This is a genomic window from Streptomyces sp. NPDC059454 (assembly GCF_042749965.1).
Classification (GTDB): domain Bacteria; phylum Actinomycetota; class Actinomycetes; order Streptomycetales; family Streptomycetaceae; genus Streptomyces.
Window position 1 is genome coordinate 28062 of record NZ_JBHYVC010000007.1, and the last position, 25997, is coordinate 54058.

Consider the following 25997-nt stretch of genomic DNA (forward strand, 5'->3'; position numbering starts at 1 on the left):
ACGCCATGCGGCCGCTCGAAGTGGACGAGCCCACGGTCGTGGGCCCCTACCGGCTGCTCGGCCGGCTCGGCTCCGGCGGCATGGGCCGGGTCTACCTGGGCCGCAGCGCCGGGGGCCGCACGGTCGCGGTGAAGATCGTGCACCCGCACTTCGCGCTGGACGAGGAGTTCCGTGCCCGCTTCCGCCGCGAGGTCGACGCCGCCCGCCGGGTCGGCGGCGCCTGGACGGCCCCCGTCCTGGACGCCGACCCCGACGCCCGGGTCCCCTGGGTCGCCACCGCCTACGTGGCCGGTCCCTCCCTCGCCGCGGCGGTCACCGACACCGGCCCGCTGCCCACGCCCACCGTACGGGCGCTGGGCGCGGGGCTGGCCGAGGCGCTGACGGCCGTACACGCGCTGGGCCTGGTGCACAGGGACGTGAAGCCGTCCAACGTCCTCCTCACCCTCGACGGCCCCCTCCTGATCGACTTCGGCATCGCCCGCGCCACTGGGGGTACCTCCCGGACGAAGTCCGGGGGAGGCACGGCGTCCCTCACCTCCACCGGCGTCTCGATCGGCTCACCCGGCTACATGTCCCCCGAGCAGATCCTCGGCAAGGGCGTGACGGGCGCGGCGGACGTCTTCTCCCTGGGCGCCGTCCTGGCGTACGCGGCCACGGGCAGCCCTCCGTTCCCCGGCGACTCCTCGGCGGCCCTGCTGTACAAGGTCGTGCACGAACCGCCCGAACTGGGAGAGCTGGACGGCGAACTGCGCGAACTGACGGAGTCCTGCCTGGACAAGGACCCGTCGGCCCGCCCGGCCCCGGCCGAACTGGCCCACCGCCTCGCCCCCGAGGGCGGCGCGGCCCGCCTGGTGACGGCCGGCTGGCTCCCGGGAACCCTGGTGGAACAGGTGAGCCGGAGCGCGGTGCGGTTGCTGAACCTGGAGGCGGCGGGGGAGGGACCGTCGGGGCCGGTGGGGTTCAGCAGGCCGTCGGTGGGGGAGGCGTCGGCGGGCGGAGGCTTCGGCGGTCCGTCCGCGGGCGGCTCTTCGGCGCCCGGAGTCGCGCCAGGTGCCGTGCCCGGAGTCGCGCCAGGTGCCGTGCCCGGTGCGTTCGGTCCTCCGCCGGCCGGTGACTCCCCGCCGGCCGGCGCGGCGTCCGGGGCCTTTGGCCCGCCGCCCGTGATGCCGGGGGCACAGTGGCCGGGCGCGGCAGCCGTCCCCGGGCCACGCGACGCCCCGTCCCCCGCACCCGTGTCCCCGCACCCGCCGACCCAGCCGGGGGACCGGGTCGGCCCCGGGAAACTCTCCGTCTCCTTCGCGGCCACCTCCTCCCCCGACCGCGGCGGCCGGGGCAGACGCGTCAGCTGCACGGTCGCCCTCGCGGTGGCGGGCGCGCTGGCCGCGGTGACCGTCGGCTCCGTGTTCGTACGCGACCTGCTGCCGGGCGGCTCCTCGGACGACGGCCCCTCGAGTTCCGACGGCGGATCCCGGCCCGCGGCACCGCCCACCACGGTTCCCGCCGCCTACCTCGGCACCTGGGAGGGCCAGGCCAACTCCCGCGAGAGCATCGCCATTCCGCTCGGCACGTTCCGGGTGACGCTCAAGCAGGCCAAGGTGGGCGAACAGGTGGGCACCCTCCGGCACACGGACATCTTCGGCGGCGTCTGCGACGACGTCCTCACCCTGAAGCAGGTCACGGAGAAACAGCTCGTCACGACCTCCGTCGGCGCGAAGTCCAACCGCGACGTCTGCAACCAGGCCGAGCACACGGTCCGCCTCACCCCGGCCGGCGACGATCTGGTGTACGAGTCGGACAGCAAGGAGTCGGGGTCGCCGAAGGCCCGGTTGTCGAAGGTCGGCTAGCCGGAGCGGGCTCGGAAGCCTCCGCGGACGAGCCGGACCTGCCGCTGTACTTCACGGCCACACCGATCAGCAGCACGATCACGGCCAGCGTCGCGGCAAGTCCCACCACCCACAGATACGGGTACCGCTCATGCGTCCAGCACGGCCCGCCCACGCCGTAGCACCTGCTGCCCCAGTCCGACCGGTGCTTGGGCCGCGCGTACGCACCGATCACGCCCGCGACCAGGTAGCAGGCGGCCAGCCCGGGCAGCGAGGCGGCGGCCCAGGCCAGCGAGCGCGGCTTGCTCTTCTTCCAGGTCATCCGGGTCAGTGGGACGACCCAGGCGAGGAAGACCAGGGGCACGAGCGCCCCGACCGTCGCGGCGAAGGCGTACGCCCCACCCGGCCAGCCGGGCGCCAACTCGCCCCAGACGTCGTGACCCCAGTGCATCTTGAAGAAGACCAGCGGCATGATCAGGAGAACGAAGCCGGGCAGCACCAGACACCCGAACGCCTTCTCCCCGACCGTCATCCTCTTCTTCGCCCCGGACGCCGGCCTCCCCGGCCGGTGCTCGTACCGCAGGGACGACCCGGCCGCCTTCCGCCGCCCCGGCTTCGCCGATCCGCCGCTCACCCCGGCACCACGACCGTCCGCAGCTCTCCGTCCCCGAGGTGGAGCATGCCCTTGCCCGGAACCACCTGCCCGCCGACCATCCCGCGGGACAGCCGTACGCCGATGAGGTCGCCGCTGGACGACTCCTGCGGGGAGAGCAGAATCCCGCGCCGGGCCTTCTTCGCGTCGACCTGCCAGCCGGAGAAGCCGCTGCACACGTCCTCCTCGTCACCGGCGATGACCAGGGCGAGCCCTCGCTCGGCGCCACGTGAGATCAGCTTCTTCATCTGACTCTCGGCGTCGCAGTCCTCCAGGATCTCCCCGTCGTCGATGAGCACGGCGATCGGCTCGTCGGTCGACGCCCCGTCGATCAGCTCCTCGAACTCGTCCTCGTCGATGTCGTCACCGGTGAAGACCTTCAGCACACCCTCCGTGCCGTCGAGCCGACGCAGCGGGGACTGGCGCGGGGCGGCGACCACCAGGCGGGTGCCGTGCGCGAGGAACGACTGCGCGAAGTTCATCAGCACCGTGGAACGGCCCGACTTGGCAGGACCCGCGATGACGAACGCCGGTACGCCGTCGGCGAGATCGGGCCCGAAGCCGACGATCTCGTCGCCGCCGATACCGGCCAGCCCCCACAGCCTGGACCGGGACCCCTCCGGGTCGCGCAGCTCCCACGCCTCCGGGAAGGAGATCCGGCTCGGCAGGCTGTCCACCCGGAACGGCCTCCGCCCGCGCGGCACTTCGGCGTCACGGGCGGCCGCCGCCTCACCGATGGCCGTGAGCGCCGCCGCCTGGCCCTGACCGGTGGTGTCCTCGGAGAGCAGCGCGAACTGCGTCTCCGTACCCGCCTCGTTGCGGAAGGCGCGGCCCGGCGGGATCTCCTCCGGCACCTTGCGGGCCGGGATGCCGAGCGAGGAGAAGTCGCTGCGGTCGGCCAGCCGCAGACCGTACTTGTCCTCGGTGAGGGAGGCGATCCGGCCGACGAGCAGCGTCCGGTCACCGGTGAGGACGAGGTGGATGCCGACGCTCGCACCCTCCCGCATCATCGTCTGCAACTCGTCGGTCAGCGAACCGTGGTCGATCTCACCGAGCGTGGGCACCCAGCCCTCCCAGCGGTCCAGCAGCACCACGATGTGCGGCAGCCGCTCCTCCTCGGCGACCGCGGCCCGCTGCTCGCCGATGTCCGCGAACCCCTTGTCCGCCAACAGGTCCTGGCGGCGCGAGAGTTCGCCCTTGAGCCGGTTGACGAGCCGGATCACCCGCTCGGTCTGGTTGCGGCCGACGACCGCGCCGCAGTGCGGCAACCGGGTCAGCGCGTTCAGCGCGCCGTTGCCGCAGTCGATGCCGTACAGGTGGACGTCGGCGACGGAGTGGGTGCGGGCCAGGGAGCCCGCGATGGTGCGCAGCACCTGCGAGCGGCCACTGCGCGGGGCACCGCCGATCATCAGATGGCCGAAGCCGGCGAAGTCGACGACGACCGGGCGGCGGGCCTGGTCGCCCGGCAGGTCCTCGACGCCGAACGGGGCGGGCGGCAGCTTGCCCGGCGCGAGGGCGACAGCCGGCACCTCGACGTCGTCGAGCAGCAGCGTCTCGTCCAGCGCGGGCAGCCACGGGCTGTGCTGGGCCGGGATGCCGAGCGCGCTGTTGGCCTCGCGCACGGCGTCGACGAGCACCTTCAGGTCGGTGATCTCGTCGTCCTCGCGCGCCTGCGACTTGGGCTTGGCGAGCGCCGCACGCCCGAGGTCCTCCCAGGTCAGCGGTCCCACCCAGGGCGCGAGGGCGGCCGGGTCCGCCGCCCCGGGCCGCCGGCCACCGACCCGCCCCGACTGGAACGGCACCAGGGAGGCGTGACCGAGCCGCGCGTACGCCCGGCCCGGAGTGCTCTTCGCGATGTGCCCGGCCTCGGGCGAGTCGATGACGTCCGTCGACTCACCGGCGTCCGTCACCCGCAGGGCGATCCGGAGGTTGGTGTTGGCACGGATCTCCGGAGACACGACACCACTCGGCCGCTGTGTGGCGAGCAGCAGGTGGATACCGAGGGAACGCCCTCGCTGCGCGATGTTCACGAGACCCGTCACGAAGTCCGGCAGATCACGCACCATCGACGCGAACTCGTCGATCACGATGAGCAGCCGCGGCACGGGCGCGTGCGACGGATCCCGCCGCACCAGATCCTGGTAGTCCTCGATGTCCTTGGCGTCCGCGGCGGCCAGAATGTGCTCGCGCCGCTTGAGCTCGGCGCCCAGCGACTCCAGCGCCCGTTCCACGAGATGGGCGTCGAGGTCGGTCACCATGCCGACGGTGTGCGGCAGCTTCACACAGTCCTTGAAGGCGGAACCGCCCTTGTAGTCGACGAGGACGAACGTCATGTTCTCCGGCGTGTTGGCGACGGCCAGCGCGGCGACGATCGTCTGCAGCAGCTCGGACTTACCGGAACCGGTCGTACCGGCGATGAGCCCGTGCGGCCCGTCCTTGCGCATGTCGATGCCGAACGGCCCGTCGTACGACTCACCGATGACGGCGAGCGTCGACTGCCCGCCCATCCGCCACCGGGCGCTGATCGCGTCGGCCGTCGGCGGCTCCAGCTGGAGCACGTCGAGGAGTCGGCTGGAGCCGGGCAGCGCCGAGTCCTCCGTCTCTCCGCTGATGTCGCGCAGCGGCGACAGCGAACGGGCCAGCCGCAGACACCAGGCCGGCGGGACGAAGTCCGGCCGCACGTCCTTGATCCGTTCCGCTCCCGCCTCCTCGACGCGCAGCCGCAGCCGGTCCGCCCGCTGGGCACGGCCGGTCTCGGGCGCGCCGGTGTGCCAGGCATGGAAGGAGGGGAACCCGCCGCTCACCTGCTGTGGCCGGTCCTGCTGCTGTCGCTGTTCCCGGTCGTCCTCCTCGGCCCTGGGCTCGGCGACGACGAACGCCTGGCACTCACCCGGCAGGAACCGCTCCTCGGCGTCGAGACAGAGGGCGTACACGGACACGGACGGCCCCTCGCGCAGCAGCCGCACCACACCGGGCAGCGACCGCAACCGCCGCGAGCCGTCCCACACGACGACGATGTCCGGATCGCTGAACGTCGTGCCCTGCGCACGCGCCTGCTCGGCGGCCTTCTTGCGCGCGTCGAGGATCTGCGTCAGCTCACCGATACGGGCGCCGACGGTCTCGGCGTCGGTACCGATGAGGACGTTGACGTCCTGCCCGCCGGACGGCCGCGCGTGCGGCAGCCACCGCATCCAGTCCCAGGACGGCTGCGCGGAGTTCTCGCTCAGCACGTAGAACTGCACGTCCATCGGGCTGTGCAGCGCGGCGGTCTGCGCCACCGCCCACCGCCCGAGGGCCCGCGCGGAATCACCGGGCCCCGCCACACCGATCACCCCGAGCGAACGCAGGTTCAGCGCGACGGGCGCGTCCTCGATCTTCCAGGTCACCTGACGCCGGTGGTCGTCCTGCTCGGGGTCGTCGAGCACCACCTCGGACGGCAACCGCCCCGTCCCGAACCGCAGCAGCAGATGATCCCGGTCGGTCCGCCGCCGCTCCCACAGCCGGGTCCGCGGCCCGGTACCCATCGACAGCACGGTCGCCGGATCGGGAATGGCGTGCCGCCGGTCGTTCCGTTCCTGGACCAGCGCCTCCTGCGCGTCCTTCTCGATCCGCTCCTTCTGCTCCTCGTACTCCTTGACCTGCTTGGCATGGGACTTGCGCCCGTGCTTCTTGTCGTTGAAGTAGTTGGCGAAGAGCAGGATGGGGCTGAGCCCCGCCATGATCAGGTAGTACCAGCGCTGGAAGATCGCCACCATGACGACCGCACCGACGAGCGGCGTCAACGCCATCAGCCACGGCAACGGCCGGGCCTCGTACTCACGGGGCGCCGACGGCAGCCGGAAGTTCGTCTGCCGCTCGGCCGGACGCAGCCGGGGCGGCCGGTTGTAGTCGAGCCCCACCCCGTCGTCCGACCACTTGAGAGCGGCGTTCGGGGGCGTGTAACGGGCCAGCTCGAGAAGGGTGTTGCCGAGTCCGATCTGCGCACCGAGGGGCCAGTCGAACCGGTCGGCCTTCTTGCCGGCGGACTCCTCACCGCCCTTACGGCGCCTCTTGCGTCCCTTGCTCTCCTTGTCGCCCTCTTCCTCCTCGGGGCCGGCGATCGGCTTCCCGTCGAGGGTGACGCCCTCCTCGTCGCAGTGGAGGGCGACCTGACACGTCCCGTCGGTGGCGACGGAGAGGGTGAGCGCCCGGCCGTCGACCTCGGGATCGTCGACCCGGACGTACGAGGCCGCCCCGCTGCCGATGTCGTACCGCCCCACCCCGAGCCGGTGCACGAACCCGGCGGCCGGCCCGCCGACGACCCGCAGCTCGACGAGCCCGGACGGCTCCCCGGGCAGGCACCCGGAAGGGTCCTGGAGCGACACGACGGCCCCGTCACGCAACGGCGACCCGACGACGGTGGCGCCGGGATCGACGGCGTACCCGTCCACGTACACGGTGGGCGCACCGTCCGCGGGAACCTGCCCCTGGTGCCCGATGGGAATGACCTGCGCCCCGCCGCGCCCGACCTGCGCGGCCAGCTCCTGCGCGATGTCCCCGACAGTGGACTCGGGATCGGCATCGAGTACGACGTCGGCGGCGTCCCCGCCGAACGGATCGACGACGGTCAGAGTCAGGCGCACGCTTGTCCTCCCCAGGCCCCGTGACCGCTTCCACCCCGCAAGTCACAGTCCCGCCGACGATATCGGCTCACGCACGGTCCGGGGCAGCCGGGGAGCACGCCCGCAATTCCCGGCAGCAACGGCACGCACGGCTTCACACCGGCGCCTTCACAAAGCGGGGATGTGCCACCACAGTTCGCCCCCGTAAGCTGCTGCCGCAAGAGCGGACGATCGCACCGGCGGCCCCGGCGGCCCCGTGCCGACCGTTCCGCAAACAGGGAGCCACGGGGGTTGGCCCTGCGGCATTGCGAGAGGGAGCGGCTTCATGGCCAAGGACCTTGACATCACATACCAGGACATGCGGGAAGCTGCCAAGCATGTCGTGAAGGAGAAGGAGAAGCTCCAGGAGAAGCTGGACGCCCTCCGCAAGTACATCAACAACCTGGTCAACTCCGGCTACGTCACGAAGTCCTCCTCCAAGGCCTTCGACGAGAACTTCGACGAGTTCACCAACGGCGCGAAGACCACGCTCGACGGCCTGGACGGCATGGGCGACTACCTGACCATGGCCGCCGACAAGTTCGAGCAGATCGACGACGAACTGGCGAAGGCCGCCCGCAAGTAAGGGCGCGGTGCCGCCCCGGTGCGTTCGGACGCCGAACGCACCGGGGTCCGTCAGTTGTCGGGGGACGGATGCCGAAGCGCGTACATGTGAAGCTCGCTGCGGAGCTCCTCCGTGTCGACGCGCAGCCAGGAGCCGTCACGGAAGCGGATCAGCAGGATCCGCGTCTCGAACTCACCGGAGAAGGGGTCGACCAGCGTGGCTTCGTCGGCGGACAGGCGAGCGACGACCTGCATGTGCTTCTCCCGTCCCGTGCTGACGCGTTGGGGTGGAGCCGCGAGGACGATCCCGTCCGGGGTCGCGAGCAGCAGTCGCTCGTGGTGGGTGGAGTGGCCGTACCAGCGCAGCAGGAACTGCCCGGCGTCGCCGTGCCAGTTGCCGTCGAATACGTTGTCGAGGCCTTGTTGGTCGATGATGACGTCCCGACGCTTCTCATCCTCCTTCTTGGCTCGCCGTCGCTCCTTCACTTCCTTCGTGTCGAGGAAACGCTTGACGGCTTCCTCCGCCTCAGCCAGGAGGCTCAGCAGCATGACGAGCGGTATGAAGGGCGCACCGAGTACCGTGCCGATCATGGCCAGTGGGGGGAGCCTGGCGGGGCGGAGCCGAGGGTTGCCCGCAGCCTGGAGGACATCTGCGGGAGGCTGCGGGATCTTGCCGATCCAGCACCATTCGCCCGCCTCGGCGTGGATGCCGAGGCGGTCCGTCAGTACGTCCTGTTTAGTCCTACGTGTCACGTTAAGGCTTTCCCTGCGTCGGTGGGACGCTGGTCCTGCGTCCGCCTGACCGGTCACTCCGGGTTGGGGTTGAGCCAGAGACTGCGGGCGAAGTCATCGAAAACATCCAGATTCGTTGCCAACCAGCCGACTTCGTCAGTCACCGTGCGAACTGACGCGTAGAGTTGGTGTTCCTCGGACCACCACCCGTAGTTGAGAGAAACGCCCAAGCCGTCTTCGTCACTGAAATACTGAAGGCAACGCAGCCCAGGGCCGATCCGGTCGGAGTCGAACGTCACTACGTCGGGTGAGCGTTCTGGGTTCGGCTCCGAAGCCTGGACGATGCTGCGCAGCTCCTTCTCGCGATCCCCGCCTTCCGGCTGCACGATCAGCCCGTAGAAGGGTTGCGGAACCCTGCGCGGATCGCCGCCGTAAAGAAACACCTGATGCGCTGGGATGTTGGGATGCGGATGAGCCTCAAGTAGCATGCGAAACGTGTGCGTCAAACCGTCGCGGTTAGGGCTCCGCCACCACCTCTTGTGACGCCGGTACATGATCTCGGCGCAAGTTGCTGACCATTCATCGATTTCACGCTGATGAAGGTCTGTCCAATGAAGTGGCATAAGGAACCACTCAGTTGGATCGGCTTCGGTTTCGAAGAAGATCATTCGTAACTCCAGCGAAAGGTCATCATCACGGCATCGAAGAGGTCGACGAGGGCGGCGGAATATTCACTGTCCGGGTTTCCGTCCCCGACTGTGCTGAATGTGAATGCAAGCCAACGGGGAAGTGGGCTACCAGGGAGGGGGAGTACGTACTCGACTCGCCGAGAGGCGAACTTCATATCGGAATTTTCTGGAGGCGGAACAGTCCTCTCGAACCTGGTGCCTGATGACCCATCGAGGGTTACAGTCTCGTTCTGACCGCGTTCTGCTGCGAGCATTCCAAGTATCTGCTCCGATTGAAATCCGGCACCGACTGCCGAAATCGGCTCCGACACGACGAAGGAAGCTGGGACGACGCTGCCGTGTACTCGATCTACGGGCAGGTACAGCATCATCCCGTTTGCTCTGGAGGCCTTTCTGGCTGCTTTTCTAAGCTGCTTGAAGAGTTCCATACGGACCTTGCTCACGTCATCCCGAGGGAGATCTTCCGGGAGCTGATCGATGGATCGGTCAACAAGCGCCAGGACTGAATCATTCACGACCTTCTCGTGAAGGTCGATTTTCCCCCACCCGGGTGGTAGAACCAGATTGAATCCGACAGGAACCAGTGATCGAGCCACGCTTTGTTCAGTCACGGCGAACTCTCTCAATGATCCACGATCCAATGGTCAGAAGAGGAACCAGGGGAGCTGCAAAAACACCTGCCCAGACACCTGTTACCCAAGTGGCCAGGAAGAGACCAAATGAATAAATGAAAACTTCTGTGAGGCCTTCAGGGCGTCGCGACGCAAGCGGATACCTGAAGAAGAGTCCCAGCAAAGTGAAAATGGCTCCAGCAACGATGGCACGCTGAATCCAGTAGACTGCGTCCTTCGCGGAAGCCGGAAGTGCCCCTGCGATCATCACCAGGAAGATGGAGGTCATCCCTATGATGAGGCACACCTTCCCCAGTGCGGCCGGCCCCTCACCCAGGCTGCCGTAACTTCGTGTTTGTCGATTCGAGCTCACGGTGCTTCTTCCTCTCGATCGGTCACCAGTGGGTATCCTCTGACAACATGCCAGTCTCTCCCTTGAAATTCTCATAGGTCGAGTTGAACGGTTTGCCGGGGAGAACAGGACTTTCACCGAACGTCTTGTCGACGACATCCGCGGTTGCACCCGTCACCGCAGCACCTACCGCCACCTTGTAATAAGTCTCAGACTTCCCTGCCGCTGCTGCAGCACTGGGAAAGGTTTCACTGTTCCGACGGATGCTGTTGATCACGGAGCGGGCATCCGAATTCCCGAACCCGAGTTGCTCGAGGTGACTGGGGCGAAGAGGCGTCTCATCGGCAACGCGCCCCGCATTCTGCGACATTTCCTTCCGCATGCGATTAAGCGTTTGCCGTCCGAACTCTCTGAGACCGTCGTCGCTGGTCGTCGCCATGACGCGAGTGATCTCGTTCCGCACAGACCTGCTGACACGCAACGATTCTTTGAGCCGATCCGTCCGCTGTGCCTTGGAGGCGGTATTGACGGCCTTGCTTGCGATCCTCAGATTGGCGAGCATCTTTGTTCCCGTAGCAAAGGCGACCAAGCCGACACAGTCCATGATTACTTCAGTGAGACTTGCTTCTCCGGCAAAGAAAAGAATGAGCCGGGATGCTGCAATGAAGATGGATATTCCGATGGCGATCCCACCGATAAGGGGACCGATAATGGGAATGAAGGCAAGGAACGGTGCTAGGGTCCCTAGAATTGAGGCTGCCCATCCCAGTGCGTCAAGAACCCATTTTATCTTGTCGATGTTGTCATGTATCCAGCCTTTGACGTCATCCCAGAAGCTGTCCTCGATAATGTCGTCGATCTCATCACGGATCTTACTGGCGTAGTGTGCTGCGCGGTCGTCTCGGTCGCTCGTGATAGTGCCGAGTTTGACCCTGTATTTATGGAGTGGATCACCTTCGATGTCACTGGCAGTGGGCTTCGGTGTGCCTTCCTCGTCCGATTCTTTCTTATTCTTTTCGGCCTCGAGTTGTTCTTGTTCCTTCTTCGCGCTGGTGAGAACTTTGCCAGCTTCTGTCTGAAATCCTTCGAGTTCGTTTGCCCATTTTGTCAAATGCACATGGACGCGTTCATAACGACTGGCGACTTCGCGGAGATGCTTTTCAAGCACTTCCGACTCTTCACGCAGCTTTCCTGCATACTTTCCCTTTAGTTCGTCGTCGTTCTTGATGTCGCGAAGTCGCCCGGCTTGCTCTCGAAGGGTGGTTGCCACGCTTTTCATGTGCGTGACTTCATCGCGGATCTCTTCCGGATCGCCTGGGACGGGATCGGAGTCGGCGAGCGGGTGCCAGTCTCGGGGGCGTGGTTTCGAGGAAGTGCTCATTTACTCTTCCTCGCCTTCTTCAATTCCTTCGCGAGGGCAGCGTCAGCCCCGGTGAAACCGTTGATGGTGTTTGTGACGAGTTTTCCTACGCTATCCAGACTCTCGATCATTTTGCCACGATAATCGTCCCAGTTGTCTACAAATTTCCCCATTGCCTCGCTTATCTCACTGCTGCCCCAATAGGGTTGCATGTCATCCTTCCTATTCCCTATGTCCTTCAGATCCTTTTGGATCTTGCTCAGGGCGGACTCCGATTCCACAAGAAGGTCGACATTGACGATGAGATCTGGGTCGCCTGCCATGGCCCTAGTGCGTCTCCTGTAAAGGGTGTCTCGATGCGTGGTTGGTACTGCGCCGGTCTAGCGGTTGACGGCCTGGATCTCTTGAACGGTCACGTCCTGAGTCGTTCCGAACGTGCCGTCGGGGAGGGTGCCGCTCTCACCGGTGGTGCTCTCCCAGGTGATCTCCCAGGTCACAGTGGCCTGCAACTCATAGGACTCCCCGCCGGACGCGCGCAGATACGTGATCCCGCACGGTGGATCCTCGTCGGCCTTGCCCTTGGCGTACGGCGCGCCGATGGAACCGTCGTCGTTGATGGCGCACTCGCCGGAGGCGGGGAACAGCGTGGCGTCCTCGGTGCCGGGCTCCAGCTTCAAAGAGACGGGCTTGGCCGTGGTGGTCGAGGAGAGGTTCCAGCCGCCGACGTCCAGGGTCGCGGTGACGGACACCTCGTGGAAGTCGGCCTTGTCCAACCAGGCCCACGTCGGGAGGTTCACTTTGGTGACGTCCTCCGGCTTGAGTGTGACCTCGGTGTCGGGGACCTTGATCTCGTTGTAGGCGAGCTGGGCCAGGGTCTCCGCGTCGATGGCGTTCTCCACGGGCGGTTCGTCACCGTTGTCGACCCAGAAGTCGGCCTCGCCGCAAGCCAGATAGTCGTCACCCTCAAGGCGGTCCCAGTCGTACACGGCGCCCCAGAACATGCCCTCCCCCGACTTGTCCTTGTTGAAGTCCTTGTAGGGCTTTCCGTCGACATACCGGGCGGTTTCACCGGCGTAAGCCTCGCCGGCGCCACTGAAGTGCCCGACGTTCCAGCGCTTTTTGAACTCCTTCTCGTACTCCTCAGGAGTCCAGAGCGGTTCGTACCAGCAACCGGGTGGATCGTAGGTACCCACAGGGGCCGGCGTGCCCGTCGACTCACCCGAGCCGTTCCTGGACGTGTTGAAGGTGACTTGCGAAGTGATCGTCCGGTCTTTGGTGCCGCCGCTCGCGTCGGTCTCACCACCGCGGGAACCTCCGAAGCCGGTGCCTGCGTGCGCCGTGCCGGTTGCCACGAGGGTGCCGACAGACAGCGCCAGAACCAGAGCCGCCGTCCTGCCCGCCCTCACGGTGTGCACTTCGCGCTTCCGCGCTGAGAGTGGGTCTCCGTGGTCACCCAGACACGCGTGTCGTTGAGTTTCAGGCGGCTCAGGTAGTACACGTACGAATCGTCCGAGGGCGCGCTGCGATCGACCTTGCCCGTCTTGCGGAACTTGTTGAATGCCTTGCTCTCGTCCGCGCAGAGGGTGACTGCTGCCGTTTCCTTGCCGGACATGCTGACGGTCGGGGAGTAGTAGCGCGTGGTGCCGGTGATGGTGGCGTCGTGGTCCACGAAGGTCTGCACCCACTTCGCGGCACCGACGAGCGCCTCCCCTTCGTAGTAGAACTTCAGGGCTGCGGAGTCGGGTTCGCCGTCCGTGATGGCCCTGTTGACGGCCGTCATGGACCGGCCGGCGTCCGCGAGGACGGCGTCCTTGACCTCGTCGCCCGTGTTCCAGCCTTCGAAGGTTTCCTTGACATCGCCGGGAAGTGACAGGTCGGGACGGTCGATGGGATCGGAGGCGCTGGGAGAGGCGGACGTCTTCGTGTCGTCGGTGTCCGCCCCGGCGATCTGGTCGTCGTCGCCGGGCTTGTCGCTTCCGCTGCCACAGGCCGTCAACAGGAGGGCTGCGGTTGCGGCGAGCGCGGTTGCAAGGGGCAAAGTGCGGCGTTTCAAGAAGGGCTCCCCGTGAGACAAAGGTTCAGTCAACGCACAGACGCTATCGATGGCACTACGAGACACACCAGGCCGCCCCGCTCTCAGAGTGCACGCACTTGTGAATGCAGGTGTGCAGACCGGAGAGGAACTGTGTGCGGGTTGCTTCCGGAGCGTCAGAGCGCCGAGGGGGATCCTCAGAGGTCTCCGCTGCGGCCACAGGCCGTCCGTCACAGTGCTGCGGTGCCAGCGTGCACAGCTCACCCCGATGATGAGGCGCTTGACCAGTGCGGTGGCGCCTGCGCCTATTTCGCTCCCGGCCTTCGACGCGAAGTGGTCCCCTCATCGGCACTGTTCCGCCTTCTCCTCGACAAACACCTTGGATGCCTGCCACAGTCCGTCACTCGTGGGAACCTTCAGCATGATGATCTTGAAGTGGTCGTAGTCCGCGATGCTGGGCTCGCTCTTCAGGACCTTCCCGGTCTTGATCTCCTTGCCATAGAACTTGCTGGAGTCCACGCAGAACGCAATCTCCACTGAGGTGCCGTTCGCGGCGGACCGGGTGGTGGCCTGGTAGTGGCGCCGGGTGCCGGTTGCCGTCCAGTCGCCTTCGAGTCTGGCGTCGATCTGCGTCCTCGCGTACTTCAGACCGTCGCCTGTGGAGTACGCGGCAACGGACGCGTCCTTGGTGGTGCGCTGGTCGACGCCCCGGTAGATGGCCCGGAAGAAGTTGGCGGCGTCGTCCATGGCGGCCGCCTCGTTCTCGTCCTTCGGCTTCTCCCAGTCGAAGACCAGGTTCATGTCCTTGGGCAGGGACACGTCCACGCCGTCCGGCTTGTCCTCCGCCGGTGCTCCCGAGGGCTCCGCCGACTTGCTCGGTTTCTCCGTCCCCTGGTCGGAGCCGGCGATCTTGTCGCTGTCGCCGGACGTGTCGTCCCCGCCTCCGCAGGCCGTCAGCATCAAGGTCGCGGCGGCGGTGAACGCGGCGGCAACGGGCAAAGCGCGGCGCTTCACAGTGAGCTCCCCGTGAGACAAAGGTTCAGTCAAGAGCACAGACGCTAGCCATGAGGTTGCTGGTTTCGCCAGAGCGAACTGTCCCGAGAAGCGGGGTATTTCGGTTGCCTGACGTCACTGTCGCAATGAGCTGTGTCCTGATTGTGCCCAGGCGAGCGATGGGCCCGGCCACTTCGATGTGCTGTCTCCGGAGCCGTCGCTGTCCCTGTGCGTGCTTCCGCCCGTTATGGCGTGGGCACGCGCACGGAGGGTACGCCGACCAACGGGGGAACGGTTCGGAGGGCCCGTCGGCTTGGACCTCGCCCTTGGATCCGGCGTCGTATGCGTACATGGTGAGGTCAAGGCCCGTGGCGGCGTGGACCTCGTGGATCAGCCGAACGGGTCTCCAAAGGGGAGCCGCGGCTCGGCGCTCGGCTGCCGGGCAAGCGTGACTTTGCCCCGGTGAGTCCTCAGCCGCCGACCAGGAGCAGAAGTAGCCGGGCCGGCCGACCCGAAACCGCGCCCGTCCTGCCTCGGCCAGCCATAATGTCGGTAGGAGGTGAGCTGCCGTGTCAGTGATGAGCGAGCTGATCGAGCGGGGTGCCGTCCCCGAGGGGTACAAGGTCGAGGTGTTCGACGGCAGGGTGATCATGACGCCACAGAGCCCGGAGCAGGACTGGACCGTTTCCGACGTCAAGGACGCGGTCAAAGCCTCCGGCATCGCACGGGAACGTGTCTTCGGTGACGTCCTCATCACGTTCCCAGGGGAGAACGACGCCGCACCGGATCTGACGATCGTCGACTTCGAGGCTGAGCGCCGGAAGAACAGTTATTCGTGCCTTGATGTGCTGGCGGTGGTCGAGGTCCCGTCGGAACCGGCGGACGAGAAGGACTACGTCCGGAACGTTCGGAAGTACGGTCGCTTCGGGATCGACTTCTATATGATCGCCGATCCCTTCAAGACGATGGTCACCTTGATGTCGGAGCCGCACGCCTCGGGTTACGGGCGGGTCGTCGAGATCCCGTACGGCGATCCGGTCAGCTTCACGCTGGCCACCGGGGAGAGGGTCGAGATCGACACGGGGACCTTCCCGACGCGCGATGCGGGCGGAGTGTGACGCGGGACTGATGCCCAGCCTGACGCGGGCAGTTGCGGCGATGTCGCGCTCGTTAGGGTGATCCCTCGGACACGAGAAGTGTGACTGAGAGGGCGAGCGTCACGTGGCAGAGGGCACATCCGGGGCCGGTACGGGCATCCGGTGGCGGGCGGATGCGATCCGTTGGTTGTTGTTCAGTCTGGTGTGTGCCGGTGGTTCGCTCGGATTGTCCTGGGTCGGGCCGGTCGTGCCGTTGCCGGGCCTGTTGCGGGGAGCGGGGCTGGTACTCGCGTTCCTGGTGCTTCCGCTGGCCTCGTCGCTGGTGCCGGTGCTCATGCTGCGGCGGGTGCCGCGCAGGAAGCGGAAGGTGGCGTGGCAACTGGTCTTTCCGCTGGCAGCCGGGGCTGCTATGGGATTGTTCGGCAACGCCGCCGGTGAGGCGGCCGCGTTGACGGACCGGGGCGTGTGGACCGACGCCGTGGTCGTACGCATGGAAGACACCAGGACCAACAAATGCGACCTGCGTATGGTCGACGGGCGTGAGATCCCGCTCTCGCTCTCGGAGGGCGATGGCTGTGAGAACTGGGTGTCGAAGGGCGACAGGCTACGCGTGCTGTACGACCCCGAAGGTGTCGCCAGTCCGACCGAGGACCCGGACAGCAGCTCGTACGGAGGTTTCCTCGGGTCCCTCTTCGTGATCGCCGTCGTGATGGGCACCTGGGGTGGCGTGCGGCAGAGCAGATGGGATCGTGAGTACAACGGAGAGTGACCGGGGGCGGACGGGGAGAAGAGGAGCGACGGTGTTCGGATCCGGAGAACTTACGCTGCGGTCCGTTTACCGGCACTTCGCCGCCTTCGTCTCGACGAGTACCTTGGACGCCTGCCACAGGCCGGTACCAGTGGGATACTTGACCATGATGATCTTGTAGTGGTCGAAATCCTCGATGCTGGGCTCGGTCTTGAGGACCTTGTCGGTCTTGATCTCCTTGCCGTAGAACTTTTCGGCGTCCGCGCAGAACGCCACCTCCACCGACGTGCCGTTCGCGGCGGACCGAGTGGTGGCGTCGTAGTGGCGCAGTGTGCCAGTAGCGGTCCAGCCGCCGTCGATCCAGGCGTTGATCTGCGTTTCCGCGTACTTCAGTCCGTCACCGGTGGCATACGCGGCGACGGACGCGTCCTTGGCCGTACGTTTGTCGACGCCCCGGTAGATGGCCCGGAAGAAGTTTGCGGCGTCGTCCATGGCGTCCGCCTCGTTCTCGTTCTTCGGCTTCTCCCAGTCGAAGACCAGGTTCATGTCCGCGGGCAAGGACACGTCCACGCCGTCCGGCTCGTCCGTTGCGGGTGTCCCCGAGGGCTCCCCTGACTCCTTCGGCGTCTCCGCTCCCTGGTCGGCGCCGGGAATCTTCTCATTGTCGGCGGCTTTGTCGTCCCCGCTGCCGCAGGCCGTCAGTAGCAGGGCTGTTGCGGCGGCGAACGTGACAGCAACGGGCGAAGTGCGGCGCTTCACAGTGGGCTCTCCGTGACACGAAAGTTTCAAGTGTGCTGACGATATAGGTGGGTTTATTGGTTTCATCAACGTGAATTACCCGATGTGTAGACCGATATGGGGGCGTACGGCGGAGAGCCGCTCCGTCTACGCTGCGGTCGTGGTCTTCATCTCGCACCGTGCTCTCCAGGGCAGCCGTGGGCACCGGCTGGCTGCCGGCGTCATGCTCTTCCTCTTCTGGGTCTTCCTGGCCGTCGGGCTCACCGCCGCGGCGGTCACGAGCCGGGTCGGGTGGCCGGCCCGGCTGGGGTTCGTTGTTGGAGCCGTCTCCGCATACCTGCTCGTGTGGTGGAGCGCCCGGTTCTGGTGGTCGGCCTTCTGCCAGGGGCGGCGTGCGGAAGCGGTGGCCGAGCCGGACGCCTGGCCCTGGCTGTTTCCCCCGGTGATCGGCGGTGTCGCCCTCGCTGTCTCCGGAGTGGGAGCGCTGAGCCGTGGGGACGGCAGTGGGTGGTTCGGGGTGGGGTTCGCCCTGGTGCTCGCCGGTCCTTCCCTCGCGATGATGGTCCTGGAGGTGGGGGAGTGGTTCTCCAGGCGATCGAGCCGTGACCCGGTCGTACCCGTCCAGCCTGCCGAGCCACCGCGACTCCGGCGGGACTGGGGACCGGTCGGGAGGTGAGACAGGACGCGAGGGCGCCCCCGCGGCTTCTCCGGATTCAGGCCGCGTGGTCCTCGAAGCGGAATTCTGGGCTGGTGCGCGGGTCGATGAGGGCTCCGGCCTCGAGTGCTGCGGCCAGGCGCTCGATCAGTTCGAGTGTGGGGTCGACGCCGCTTTCCTCGATGGCTTCGATGTCCTCTTCGGAGAGCGCCGCACGTCGGGCCAGCTCCGCTGTTGTCCAGCCGAGGGCTGAGCGCCGGTCGTAGACCGCTTGGGCGAAGTCCATGCGGCGGCCCGCAGCACGGTACGCGGGGTCCTCGCGGTGTTCCGGCGGGACCTTCCAGCTGGTGTGGTATCCGCTGCTCATCGGGCCTCCTCGTCCCTACTGTAAACGTCGTGCTCACCGGCCGGTGCGTGTTCCGCCTCGCATTCCTTCCTTGCCCGCTGCGCACGCACGACTTCGTCCCGCTCCCGCATCCTGGTTTTGCGGAAGACCGTGAGGAGGACCGCGCGGCGTCCCCGAGCGAACCAGTAGGTGACGCGCACTGGTCCGATGCGCAGCTCTCGTAGGCCGTCGCCGAGGTGACTGGCGAGCGGGAACGGCAACGCGGGGCCGTCGGTGGCGAGCCGGTCCGCGAAGCGTTCGACGGCTCGGTAGTCCGCATGCGAGAGGGTTTCCAGCCAGGCGCGCACCTCCGGCTCCACTTCGATGGTGTAGAGGTCCGGGGCCGGCGGTTCCGACATGGCCGTTCCGTTCGTGGGCGTGGGTTCGTGGACACGTACGGCGTCCACACAATCGGGTGGCTTCCGGTCCTCGGGCCGGATTGTCCCGGCAATCACCCGATCAGGGTTCAGCCGACTGTCCCCGCCTTCCATGTGGTCGCCACGAGCCGCGTAAGCCCATTGGGCAGAGATGACAGCAGGTCGTCCGGGGCCCCGTCGGTGAGGGAGCGCCGTGCGGTGTTCGGTGTGTCAGCCCAGCTTCGCGTTCTGTGCCTTCACCACCGTCGGAGTCAGCTTCGCGTCGCTCGGCCTGGCGTTGGCGATGGCCGCGCCGTTGACCGAGAAGTAGACGCCGACGACCTCGCCTTCGCGGACGACCTGGGTGTGCATGGTGTGCGGGGCGCCGCGGAAGGTCAGCGTGGAGGCGAAGCCGAGGGTCTCGTCGCCCGCCGGGGTGACGTCCTCCGGCGTGACGGAGTCGTATGTGCTGGTGCCGCCGCTTCCCTTGGCCGTGAAGCCGTCGCCGCAGGCCGCCACGGCCTTCTTCACGTCGGCCATGGTGGACCGTGCCCCGCCGGACGCGTAGGCGGTGAGCGTGATGTAGGTGTGTGCGCTGTTCAGGCCCTTCGCCTTGTCCGCCAGTACGCGCGTGAGGTCGGCCTGCGGTTCGCCGAGCGGGAGCTGGTTGATCGCGTACGCCAGGGGCGCGCAGGCCGGCTTGTCGAGGGTGACGTCCTCCGGTGACTTGGCGAGGGCGAACTCGTCGCTGTGCTCCTGCACCGAGAAGCCCTTCACGTCGGCGGGCGCGACCATGAGCCCGGCCAGCTTCTCGGCGGGAGTGGGCTGCTTCGCCTGGGTGGCGGAGGGCCGGGGTTCGCCCGTCGCCTTGTCCGGCTCGTCCTCCCCGCCGCACGCGGTGAGCGTGGTCAGGGACATCAGCGTCAGGGCGGTCGCGACGGCCACCGTGGCTCGGTTCATGTGGGGGTTCCCTCGGGGTGTTCGTGGGGTGGTGGTTGTGGGGTGGATGGCGCCGGGGGCGTCACCGATCGAGCAGCTTGCGCAACGCGGGGGACAGTTCGGGGACTTGCACCCCTGCCGCCTGTGCCGCTGCCACGGATTCGACGTACGCCTCCGCCTCCGCCCGCAGCCGTTGCTTCTCGGCACCCTGGCGGCTGCCCGCCAGCCAGACGCTGATGGCCACGGGGACGAGGACCAGGGCCGCGTAGCCCAGGGGCGCATCCGAGGTCGCCGCCCAGATCGCACCGCCGGCGCCGGCCGCGACCAGGAGGCAGCCGGCCTCGTCGTGCCAGCCGCCCTCGTCGGCGAGGCGCTCGTAGGCAGTCACCGCCTCCGGTTTCGGAGGTACCGACGGGATGCTGGGAGAGCCGTCGGTCCAGAGGGCGGCGTCCGTCGGCTGTGGGTCCACTTGCGGGTACGTCGGTACAGGCGCCGTTCCCTTCCCGCTGCCGCCCAGCGTGCTGCGGCCCTCGAGCCACGCCGGTACGTGGGTCGGCCCGTAGCCGTGGGCCCGCGCATGGCCCAGAACCTCGCGGTAGCCGGCCAGGGCCCCCTGGATGAGTTCGCGCTTCCAGCGGACGCGGACGAGGGCGAGGCACGCCACGGCGATGAGCAGCAGAGGGCCGGCGGGGGCGTAGGACAGGACCGGGTCGTCCGCCAGCGCGGGGACCCTTGGGGCCAGCAGCGGCCAGACCACGGCTGCCGCGAGGACGAGGGCGCCCGACCACGCCAATGGGCCGCTCTGCATGCGTTCCAGAGTGCGGCGGCGTTCCGTCAACAACTCGGTCACCGCCGCGTCGTTCGTGTAGTCGATGCCGTGGCGTGCACCGGTCGCGTGGACCTTCTCCAGCAGGCGTGGGTCGTTCGCCAGAGTCGATCCGTTCAGCGGAAGCAGTTCCGTTCGAGCCTTCGTCACTCCTGAGTCCCCCTGTCCCGTACGTCCCGTCACCGGTCCGGGCGAAGATCATGGCATGGTCGCCCGGCGCCCCCGTGAGTGAATCGTGCAGGGCTCATGTGCGGTGCGTGATGAACCGTATGTCGTCCGTGGTTGCCGGAGTGCCCCGGGGGTTCGCTGCCGCACAGGCGGTCCTCCGGTCCCAACTGGGTTGTTCAACAGTGAAATTGCAGATGGATAACGGTGTGCGGGGTGAGATGCGTGAGGCGGGCTCCGCCTTGAGGGGCTTATGTGTGGCTGATACGGTGCGATGGCTTGACACTCATCCCCAGCGTTGGCTATTCGCCCAGGCAGGGCGGGTAGGTCCGACCCGTCGCGCATGTCCGTGCGCGAGCGGACGTGGATGAAGTGTCCGGAATTTCAGGGAACTTGGCAGACATCGTCTTGGGTGTACGGGGAGCGGTTGCGTGAAGATCCAAGAGCGTACGGGGGCGGGCGCCGGCCGTTCCGCGGCACCGGTCGGGCCGGCGGTCGGCGACCGGCTTCCCACTCCTCCTCGCGAGCGCAAACCGGCGCTGGCCGCGCTGGCGGTGCTGTTGATCCTGGTCGGCGCGCTCGGCGCCACGATGCTCGTGCTGCAGGCCGGGGACCGGATCGAGGTCGTGAAGATCACCGAGGAGATCCCGGCCGGCCAGAAGGTCACCGATGCCAACACCACGTCGGTCATGGTCGCCGAGGACCCGGAGATCAACTACGTCGAGTGGACTCAGCTCGACGCCCTGAAGAAGCTCAAGGCCGTCAGCACGATCCCGGGCGGCGTGGTGGCCGTCGGCGAGATGTTCGGTGAGGAGGCCAAGGTCCCCGAGGGCAAGGCCCTCGTCGGGCTCTCCCTCAAGGAGGGGCAGTACCCGGCCAATCTGGAGATCGGTGACGCCGTCGCCGCCTACCGCGTCGGCGGTACCTCGGGCTCCGACTCCGATTCCGACGCCGACAGCGGCTCCTCCGGCTCCACCGGTGGTGGCAACACCCTGATCGTGGACGAGGCGCGGGTGAACTCCGTGCCGGAGGGGCAGAGCGACGACATCGTCAGCAGCACCAACAAGGCCGTGACGCTGCTCGTCGACAGCGCCGACGCCGCGGCGCTCACCCAGGCCGCCTCCAACGGCGAGGTGGCTCTCGTCCTCGTTCCTGGCAACTAGAAGGCGGCACCCGACCCATGGCCCTCATCGCCCTCGCCGCCGACAAGGGTTCCCCCGGCGTCACCACCGCGGCCGTCGCCCTCGCGGCGGTCTGGCCGCGGCGGGTGCTGCTCGCCGAGACCGACCCGGCGGGCGGCGACCTCGTCTACCGCAGTGCCGCCGCGCACGGCGGTCCGCTGAACCCGAACACCGGGATGCTGTCCATCGCCGCCACCGCGCGGCGCGGACTCGTGCCCGACCAACTCTGGGATCATGTCCAGCCGTTGAGCGGCGGGCTCGAAGTGCTCGTCGGGCTCGGGATCGCCGAGCAGGCCGCCGGTCTCGCCGGGCTGTGGCCGACGCTCGGGCACGCCTTCGCCGCGCTCGCCGACTCCCCGCACGCGCCCGCCGACGTCATCGCCGACTGCGGGCGGATCAGCGGGGACACCCCGGCCGTGGAGCTGTTCCCGCACGCCTCCCTCGTGCTGCTCATCTCGCGCACCGAGCCCGAGGCGCTGGCGCGCGTACGGGACCGGGCCGCCGCGCTCGCGGGCAAGCTGCACGGCGGGCCGCGCGGCGCCGCGACCCTCGGCAACCCGGTGATCGGCGTCGTGCTGATCGCCGACACGGGCAACGCCGCCAAGCTCGCCTCCCAGGTCAACGACATGCTCGTACACGCCCAGACCGGTGCCCGGGTGGTCGGCACCCTCGCCGACGACCCGGCCGGTGCCGAGCAGCTGGCCGGGCGCAGGCGCGGGCGGCTCGACAAGTCGCTGCTGATCCGTTCCGCGCGCAAGGTGACGGCCGACGTGTACCAGCAGTACGGCGCCATCTGGGCGGCCGCGTCCACTCAGGCCCAGCAGCCGCCGCAGGCGCACGGAGCCGGGCGATGACGGCTGTCGACCATCAACTGGTCAAGCGGTTCCGTCAGGACGCCGGTGACCGGATCGCCGAACAGCGCCGCCTCGACCAGGTGGGCGGCGTCACGCCGATGTCCACCGAGGACGAGCGGCAGTACGCCCGCGCCGTCATCGCCCAGATACTGGAGGAGTACGCCCGCGCGGAGATCAACGCGGGCCGTACGCCGCTGGACGCCGAGACCGAGGAGCAGTACGCGGCCGCCGTGCACGCCGCGCTGTTCGGGGTCGGGCGGCTCCAGCCGCTGCTGGACGACCCCGAGGTCGAGAACATCGACATCAACGGCTGCGACCAGGTGTTCGTCGGCTACTCGGACGGGCGTGAGACGCGCGGTGAGCCCGTCGCCGAGACCGACGAGGAGCTCATCGAGCTGATCCAGGTGCTGGGCGCGTACTCCGGTCTGTCGTCCCGGCCCTTCGACTCCGCCAACCCTCAGCTCGACCTGCGGCTGCCGGACGGTTCGCGTCTGTCGGCCGTCATGGACGTGACGCGGCGGCCCGCGCTGTCCATCCGCCGCGCGCGCATGGGCAAGGTGTTCATCTCCGACCTCGTCGGCAACGGGACGCTGACCCCCGAGCTCGGCCACTTCCTCGCCTGCGCCGTCCGCGCCCGCAAGAACGTCATGATCGCGGGCGCGACCAACGCCGGCAAGACGACCCTTCTGCGTGCCCTCGCCAACGAGATCCCGCCGCAGGAGCGGCTCATCACCGTCGAGCGGGCGCTGGAGCTCGGCCTCGACACGTTCCCCGATCTCCACCCGAACGTCGTGGCGTTCGAGGAGCGGCTGCCCAACTCCGAGGGGCAGGGCACCATTTCCATGGCGGAACTGGTGCGCCGGTCGCTGCGCATGAACCCCTCCCGCGTCATCGTCGGTGAGGTGCTCGGCGACGAGATCGTGACCATGCTGAACGCGATGTCCCAGGGCAACGACGGTTCGCTGTCCACGATCCACGCCAACAGCTCCAGCGAGGTCTTCAACCGTATTTCCACCTACGCCCTGCAGGCGACGGAACGGCTGCCCATCGAGGCCAGCCAGATGCTGATCGCGGGCGCGGTGAACTTCGTCGTCTTCATCCAGCGGCGCAACGAATACCAGAGCGGCGGCCGCCTCCAGCGCATGGTCACCTCCGTGCGCGAGGTCAACGGCGTCGACGGACGCGTGCTGTCCAGCGAGGTGTTCGCGGAGACCCCCGACGGGCGGGTCACCGCGCACGCCCCCATAGCCTGCCTGGAGGAACTGATGGCCCACGGCTACCGGCCCAGCGGAACGTGGGGGTGAGTGAACCGGTGACCTCTACGACCACGGACCGCACCGACCTCGCCGCGCTCGGATCGCTCGACTCGCTCGGTGCCATGGGCGGCCTGTTCTCCACCACCGTCCTGTACGCGCTCGCGTCCGGTGTCGCGGTCGGCGGCGGACTCGCCCTGTTCGCCGTCGCCGTACGCGGACTGCCCGCGAAGCCCGAGCACGAGAAGCAGAAGGCGAGCGAGCGGGCGAACGAGCTGGTCCGGTTCGCCGGGCGGCGCGGCTCCCTCGCCGTGCTCGTCGGCCTCGCCGTCCTGCTGCTGACCCGCTGGACGGTCGCCGGTATCGCCGCCGCCGTCCTCGTCTTCTTCTGGGACCGCCTCTTCGGCGGGGCCGGGGAGGAGAAGGCCGCGATGCGGCGGGTGGAGGCGCTGGCCTCCTGGACCGAGTCACTGCGCGACACCATCGCCGGCGCGGTCGGCCTGGAGCAGGCCATTCCCGCGTCCGCGCGCGCCGCCGCGCCCGTGCTGCGCCCGCACCTCGACGCGCTCGTCGACCGGCTGCGTTCCCGCACCCCGCTGGCCGAGGCGCTCCAGCAGCTCGCCGACGAGATCGACGACGCCTCCGCCGACATCATCGTCGCCGCCCTCATCCTCAACGCCCGGCTGCGTGGACCCGGTCTGCGGCAGGTGCTGGGCGCGCTGGCGAAGTCGGCGCGCGAGGAGGTCGACATGCGGCAGCGCGTGATGGCGCAGCGCGCCTCCACCCGGCGTTCGGTACAGATCGTCGTCGCCGTGTCGATCGCGTTCGTGCTCGGACTGTCCGTCTTCAACCGGGAGTTCGTCGAGCCGTACGGTACGGCGGTCGGGCAGCTCGTACTGGCGTGTGTCTGCGGCCTGTTCGCACTCGGCTTCTGGTGGCTGCGCAAGCTGTCCACCATCGAGACGCCCGAACGGTTCCTGGTGCGTGACGAGTCGGAGGTGCGGTTCGTGCGTCCGCGTACGCCCGGTGCCGCACCGGCCGCCCAGCAGCAGGCGCCGCTCCAGCCGGAAGAGGGGGTACGCCGGTGAGTGACGACCTGACGATGCCGGTCGTCGTCGGCGCGGTCATCGGACTGGGCATCTACGTCCTGGTCCGCGCGTTGATGCCGACCAAGCGCAGCGCGCTCTCCCAGGTCGCCCGGATCGACGCCATGCGGGCGCGTGGCACGGCGTACGAGTCGGCCCGCACGGCGGCGCGGGACACCGGCCGTTTCGGCTCGCTGCGGGCCGAAGTGGGCGCTCGGGTAGCCGAGTTGTATCTGCAGCAGGGGTGGGAGCAGCGTTCGCTGCGCGCGGACCTCGCCGTCCTGGGGCGCAGCTGGGAGAAGTTCCTGGCGACCAAGGTGCTGTTGTCGGTGGCGGGTCTGTTCTTCGGGCCGTTCCTCTTCGCCATCGTCTGGACGCTCGCCCTCGCCGACAGCCCGATCGTCCCGGTGTGGATGGCCCTGCTGTGCGCGGCGCTGTTCTTCTTCCTGCCCGATCTGGAGGTGCGCCGGGACGCCGCCGAGAAGCGGCGCGATCTGCGCCGGGTGATCGGCGCGTACCTGGACCTGGTGTCGATGAGCCTGGCCGGCGGGCGTGGCCTGCCGGAGGCGCTGATGGCGGCGGCCGAGGTGTCCGACGGCTGGGCGACGCAGCGCATCCGCAACGCCCTTGCCGACGCCCGGATCACCGGCATCAGCCAGTGGCAGGCGCTGGGGCAGTTGGGGGAGGAGCTGGGCGTGGAGGAGCTCAAGGACCTCTCCGCGTCGCTGGCGCTGGTCGCGGACGACGGTGCCAAGGTGCGCGAGTCCCTCGCCTCCCGCGCCGAGACCATGCGGCACCGCGAGCTCGCCGAGATCGAGGGCAGCGCGGGCGAGAAGTCCCAGTCGATGCTCGTGGCACAGCTGCTGCTGTGCGCGGGGTTCCTCGTGTTCCTGATCTTTCCGGCGGCGATGCGGGTGTTCCAGGTGTGAGAACCGCGAACCCCGGGCCGTACGTCAGAACTTCCGTGAACCGAATTCGAGAGGACAACGCGTCATGAACGGACGTACCTTCCACACCGGCATCCCTGCCGTGGACTTCCTGGTCACCTTCATGCGGGCCCGCGTGGAGCGTGCCCGCTCCGGCGAACTGGACCGCGGGGCCTCCGCGGTGGAGTGGGTCATCATCTCGGCGGTCGTCGTGGCGATCGTGGGGGTGGTCGCCGCGATCATCAACGCCGCGCTGAGCGAGGGTGCCAACAAGGTCGGCGACTGCATCAAGGGCGCCAACGCGAGCGGTACCTGCTGATCGCGGCTGCAACGGGGCTTGC

The 25997-nt window shown here is 68.0% G+C and carries 27 protein-coding genes; 11 read left to right on the forward strand and 16 right to left on the reverse strand.

What is annotated here, in order from left to right; genetic code table 11:
• Positions 1-5: 5 nt before the first annotated feature.
• Positions 6-1844, forward strand: coding sequence for a protein kinase (locus ACFXAE_RS06895; protein ID WP_384709154.1), 1839 nt, complete (start codon positions 6-8; stop codon positions 1842-1844).
• Here ACFXAE_RS06895 and ACFXAE_RS06900 read toward each other — a convergent pair.
• Entirely contained in the window at positions 1759-2457 is a 699-nt protein-coding gene (locus tag ACFXAE_RS06900) for a hypothetical protein (protein WP_384709157.1), read from the reverse strand. The genes ACFXAE_RS06895 and ACFXAE_RS06900 overlap by 86 nt on opposite strands.
• Positions 2454-7097, reverse strand: a complete 4644-nt coding sequence (locus ACFXAE_RS06905; protein ID WP_384709160.1) for an FtsK/SpoIIIE domain-containing protein — start codon at positions 7095-7097, stop codon at positions 2454-2456. Before ACFXAE_RS06905 ends, ACFXAE_RS06900 begins: the two co-directional genes overlap by 4 nt.
• 304 nt (positions 7098-7401) lie before the next feature.
• Here ACFXAE_RS06905 and ACFXAE_RS06910 point away from each other — a divergent pair, with 304 nt between their 5' ends.
• On the forward strand, positions 7402-7701 hold the full coding sequence (locus tag ACFXAE_RS06910; protein ID WP_159535155.1) for a WXG100 family type VII secretion target: 300 nt from the start codon (positions 7402-7404) through the stop codon (positions 7699-7701).
• Between the two features lie 50 nt (positions 7702-7751).
• Here ACFXAE_RS06910 and ACFXAE_RS06915 read toward each other — a convergent pair whose 3' ends face one another.
• The 9 genes from ACFXAE_RS06915 to ACFXAE_RS06955 all read right to left on the reverse strand — a co-directional run bounded on the left by ACFXAE_RS06915 (position 7752) and on the right by ACFXAE_RS06955 (position 14469).
• The gene (locus tag ACFXAE_RS06915) at positions 7752-8432 is read right to left on the reverse strand and encodes a hypothetical protein (RefSeq protein WP_384709163.1); all 681 of its coding nucleotides are present in this window, start codon (positions 8430-8432) and stop codon (positions 7752-7754) included.
• 53 nt (positions 8433-8485) lie between these two features.
• Positions 8486-9079: a hypothetical protein gene (locus ACFXAE_RS06920; RefSeq protein ID WP_384709166.1), complete on the reverse strand. Its 594-nt coding sequence runs from the start codon at positions 9077-9079 to the stop codon at positions 8486-8488.
• Positions 9076-9726: a hypothetical protein gene (locus ACFXAE_RS06925; RefSeq protein ID WP_384709169.1), complete on the reverse strand. Its 651-nt coding sequence runs from the start codon at positions 9724-9726 to the stop codon at positions 9076-9078. The genes ACFXAE_RS06920 and ACFXAE_RS06925 overlap by 4 nt, the downstream gene beginning before the upstream one ends.
• Entirely contained in the window at positions 9704-10000 is a 297-nt protein-coding gene (locus tag ACFXAE_RS06930) for a hypothetical protein (RefSeq protein WP_384709172.1), read from the reverse strand. The genes ACFXAE_RS06925 and ACFXAE_RS06930 overlap by 23 nt, the downstream gene beginning before the upstream one ends.
• Before the next feature lie 106 nt (positions 10001-10106).
• Positions 10107-11444 (reverse strand): hypothetical protein, encoded by a 1338-nt coding sequence (locus tag ACFXAE_RS06935; RefSeq protein WP_384709175.1) that lies wholly within the window; start codon positions 11442-11444, stop codon positions 10107-10109.
• Entirely contained in the window at positions 11441-11746 is a 306-nt protein-coding gene (locus ACFXAE_RS06940; RefSeq protein WP_384709178.1) for a hypothetical protein, read from the reverse strand. The genes ACFXAE_RS06935 and ACFXAE_RS06940 overlap by 4 nt, the downstream gene beginning before the upstream one ends.
• A gap of 57 nt (positions 11747-11803) precedes the next feature.
• On the reverse strand, positions 11804-12616 hold the full coding sequence (locus tag ACFXAE_RS06945) for a hypothetical protein (protein ID WP_384709181.1): 813 nt from the start codon (positions 12614-12616) through the stop codon (positions 11804-11806).
• Between the two features lie 209 nt (positions 12617-12825).
• Positions 12826-13476: a hypothetical protein gene (locus ACFXAE_RS06950; RefSeq protein WP_384709184.1), complete on the reverse strand. Its 651-nt coding sequence runs from the start codon at positions 13474-13476 to the stop codon at positions 12826-12828.
• 321 nt (positions 13477-13797) lie between these two features.
• The gene (locus ACFXAE_RS06955) at positions 13798-14469 is read right to left on the reverse strand and encodes a hypothetical protein (protein ID WP_384709187.1); all 672 of its coding nucleotides are present in this window, start codon (positions 14467-14469) and stop codon (positions 13798-13800) included.
• A gap of 557 nt (positions 14470-15026) precedes the next feature.
• Between ACFXAE_RS06955 and ACFXAE_RS06960 the strand changes: the two genes are divergently transcribed.
• Positions 15027-15566: a Uma2 family endonuclease gene (locus ACFXAE_RS06960; protein ID WP_384709190.1), complete on the forward strand. Its 540-nt coding sequence runs from the start codon at positions 15027-15029 to the stop codon at positions 15564-15566.
• Between the two features lie 103 nt (positions 15567-15669).
• Positions 15670-16314, forward strand: a complete 645-nt coding sequence (locus tag ACFXAE_RS06965; protein WP_384709193.1) for a hypothetical protein — start codon at positions 15670-15672, stop codon at positions 16312-16314.
• 66 nt (positions 16315-16380) lie between these two features.
• Here the strand turns inward: ACFXAE_RS06965 and ACFXAE_RS06970 are convergent, their stop codons facing one another.
• Positions 16381-17052: a hypothetical protein gene (locus tag ACFXAE_RS06970; RefSeq protein WP_384709196.1), complete on the reverse strand. Its 672-nt coding sequence runs from the start codon at positions 17050-17052 to the stop codon at positions 16381-16383.
• A gap of 139 nt (positions 17053-17191) precedes the next feature.
• Between ACFXAE_RS06970 and ACFXAE_RS06975 the strand changes: the two genes are divergently transcribed.
• Positions 17192-17707, forward strand: a complete 516-nt coding sequence (locus tag ACFXAE_RS06975) for a hypothetical protein (RefSeq protein WP_384709199.1) — start codon at positions 17192-17194, stop codon at positions 17705-17707.
• A 37-nt stretch (positions 17708-17744) separates the two neighbouring features.
• Here the strand turns inward: ACFXAE_RS06975 and ACFXAE_RS06980 are convergent, their stop codons facing one another.
• The 4 genes from ACFXAE_RS06980 to ACFXAE_RS06995 form a co-directional block, all read right to left on the reverse strand.
• Positions 17745-18053 carry a helix-turn-helix domain-containing protein gene (locus ACFXAE_RS06980; protein ID WP_384709202.1) on the reverse strand — a complete coding sequence of 103 codons (309 nt, stop codon included), beginning with the start codon at positions 18051-18053 and terminating at the stop codon, positions 17745-17747.
• Positions 18050-18430, reverse strand: coding sequence for a type II toxin-antitoxin system RelE/ParE family toxin (locus tag ACFXAE_RS06985; RefSeq protein WP_384709205.1), 381 nt, complete (start codon positions 18428-18430; stop codon positions 18050-18052). The genes ACFXAE_RS06980 and ACFXAE_RS06985 overlap by 4 nt, the downstream gene beginning before the upstream one ends.
• A 228-nt stretch (positions 18431-18658) precedes the next feature.
• Positions 18659-19387: a hypothetical protein gene (locus tag ACFXAE_RS06990; protein WP_384709208.1), complete on the reverse strand. Its 729-nt coding sequence runs from the start codon at positions 19385-19387 to the stop codon at positions 18659-18661.
• 61 nt (positions 19388-19448) lie between these two features.
• On the reverse strand, positions 19449-20342 hold the full coding sequence (locus ACFXAE_RS06995; protein WP_384709211.1) for a hypothetical protein: 894 nt from the start codon (positions 20340-20342) through the stop codon (positions 19449-19451).
• Between the two features lie 446 nt (positions 20343-20788).
• Between ACFXAE_RS06995 and ACFXAE_RS07000 the strand changes: the two genes are divergently transcribed.
• The 6 genes from ACFXAE_RS07000 to ACFXAE_RS07025 all read left to right on the forward strand — a co-directional run bounded on the left by ACFXAE_RS07000 (position 20789) and on the right by ACFXAE_RS07025 (position 25975).
• Positions 20789-21520, forward strand: a complete 732-nt coding sequence (locus ACFXAE_RS07000; protein ID WP_384709214.1) for a hypothetical protein — start codon at positions 20789-20791, stop codon at positions 21518-21520.
• 17 nt (positions 21521-21537) lie between these two features.
• A complete protein-coding gene (locus ACFXAE_RS07005) occupies positions 21538-22392 on the forward strand; it encodes a hypothetical protein (RefSeq protein WP_384709217.1) in 855 nt (284 codons plus the stop codon).
• Positions 22389-23696 (forward strand): CpaF family protein, encoded by a 1308-nt coding sequence (locus tag ACFXAE_RS07010; RefSeq protein WP_384709220.1) that lies wholly within the window; start codon positions 22389-22391, stop codon positions 23694-23696. The genes ACFXAE_RS07005 and ACFXAE_RS07010 overlap by 4 nt, the downstream gene beginning before the upstream one ends.
• Before the next feature lie 74 nt (positions 23697-23770).
• Complete coding sequence (locus tag ACFXAE_RS07015; RefSeq protein WP_384709594.1) at positions 23771-24733, forward strand: type II secretion system F family protein; 963 nt, start codon at positions 23771-23773, stop codon at positions 24731-24733.
• Between the two features lie 14 nt (positions 24734-24747).
• Entirely contained in the window at positions 24748-25659 is a 912-nt protein-coding gene (locus tag ACFXAE_RS07020; protein WP_384709597.1) for a type II secretion system F family protein, read from the forward strand.
• 64 nt (positions 25660-25723) lie between these two features.
• The gene (locus ACFXAE_RS07025; protein ID WP_384709223.1) at positions 25724-25975 is read left to right on the forward strand and encodes a hypothetical protein; all 252 of its coding nucleotides are present in this window, start codon (positions 25724-25726) and stop codon (positions 25973-25975) included.
• Positions 25976-25997 lie beyond the last annotated feature (22 nt).

Excerpts from the sequence above, each read along its gene's own strand:
- ACFXAE_RS06895 (WP_384709154.1), top strand. The coding sequence starts at position 6 with ATGCGGCCGCTCGAAGTGGACGAGCCCACGGTCGTGGGCCCCTACCGG.
- ACFXAE_RS06910 (WP_159535155.1), top strand. The coding sequence starts at position 7,402 with ATGGCCAAGGACCTTGACATCACATACCAGGACATGCGGGAAGCTGCC.
- ACFXAE_RS06920 (WP_384709166.1), bottom strand. The coding sequence starts at position 9,079 with ATGATCTTCTTCGAAACCGAAGCCGATCCAACTGAGTGGTTCCTTATG.
- ACFXAE_RS06930 (WP_384709172.1), bottom strand. The coding sequence starts at position 10,000 with ATGACCTCCATCTTCCTGGTGATGATCGCAGGGGCACTTCCGGCTTCC.
- ACFXAE_RS06935 (WP_384709175.1), bottom strand. The coding sequence starts at position 11,444 with ATGAGCACTTCCTCGAAACCACGCCCCCGAGACTGGCACCCGCTCGCC.
- ACFXAE_RS06940 (WP_384709178.1), bottom strand. The coding sequence starts at position 11,746 with ATGGCAGGCGACCCAGATCTCATCGTCAATGTCGACCTTCTTGTGGAA.
- ACFXAE_RS06960 (WP_384709190.1), top strand. The coding sequence starts at position 15,027 with ATGAGCGAGCTGATCGAGCGGGGTGCCGTCCCCGAGGGGTACAAGGTC.
- ACFXAE_RS06980 (WP_384709202.1), bottom strand. The coding sequence starts at position 18,053 with ATGAGCAGCGGATACCACACCAGCTGGAAGGTCCCGCCGGAACACCGC.
- ACFXAE_RS06985 (WP_384709205.1), bottom strand. The coding sequence starts at position 18,430 with ATGTCGGAACCGCCGGCCCCGGACCTCTACACCATCGAAGTGGAGCCG.
- ACFXAE_RS06990 (WP_384709208.1), bottom strand. The coding sequence starts at position 19,387 with ATGAACCGAGCCACGGTGGCCGTCGCGACCGCCCTGACGCTGATGTCC.
- ACFXAE_RS07005 (WP_384709217.1), top strand. The coding sequence starts at position 21,538 with ATGGCCCTCATCGCCCTCGCCGCCGACAAGGGTTCCCCCGGCGTCACC.
- ACFXAE_RS07010 (WP_384709220.1), top strand. The coding sequence starts at position 22,389 with ATGACGGCTGTCGACCATCAACTGGTCAAGCGGTTCCGTCAGGACGCC.
- ACFXAE_RS07015 (WP_384709594.1), top strand. The coding sequence starts at position 23,771 with ATGGGCGGCCTGTTCTCCACCACCGTCCTGTACGCGCTCGCGTCCGGT.
- ACFXAE_RS07020 (WP_384709597.1), top strand. The coding sequence starts at position 24,748 with ATGCCGGTCGTCGTCGGCGCGGTCATCGGACTGGGCATCTACGTCCTG.
- ACFXAE_RS07025 (WP_384709223.1), top strand. The coding sequence starts at position 25,724 with ATGAACGGACGTACCTTCCACACCGGCATCCCTGCCGTGGACTTCCTG.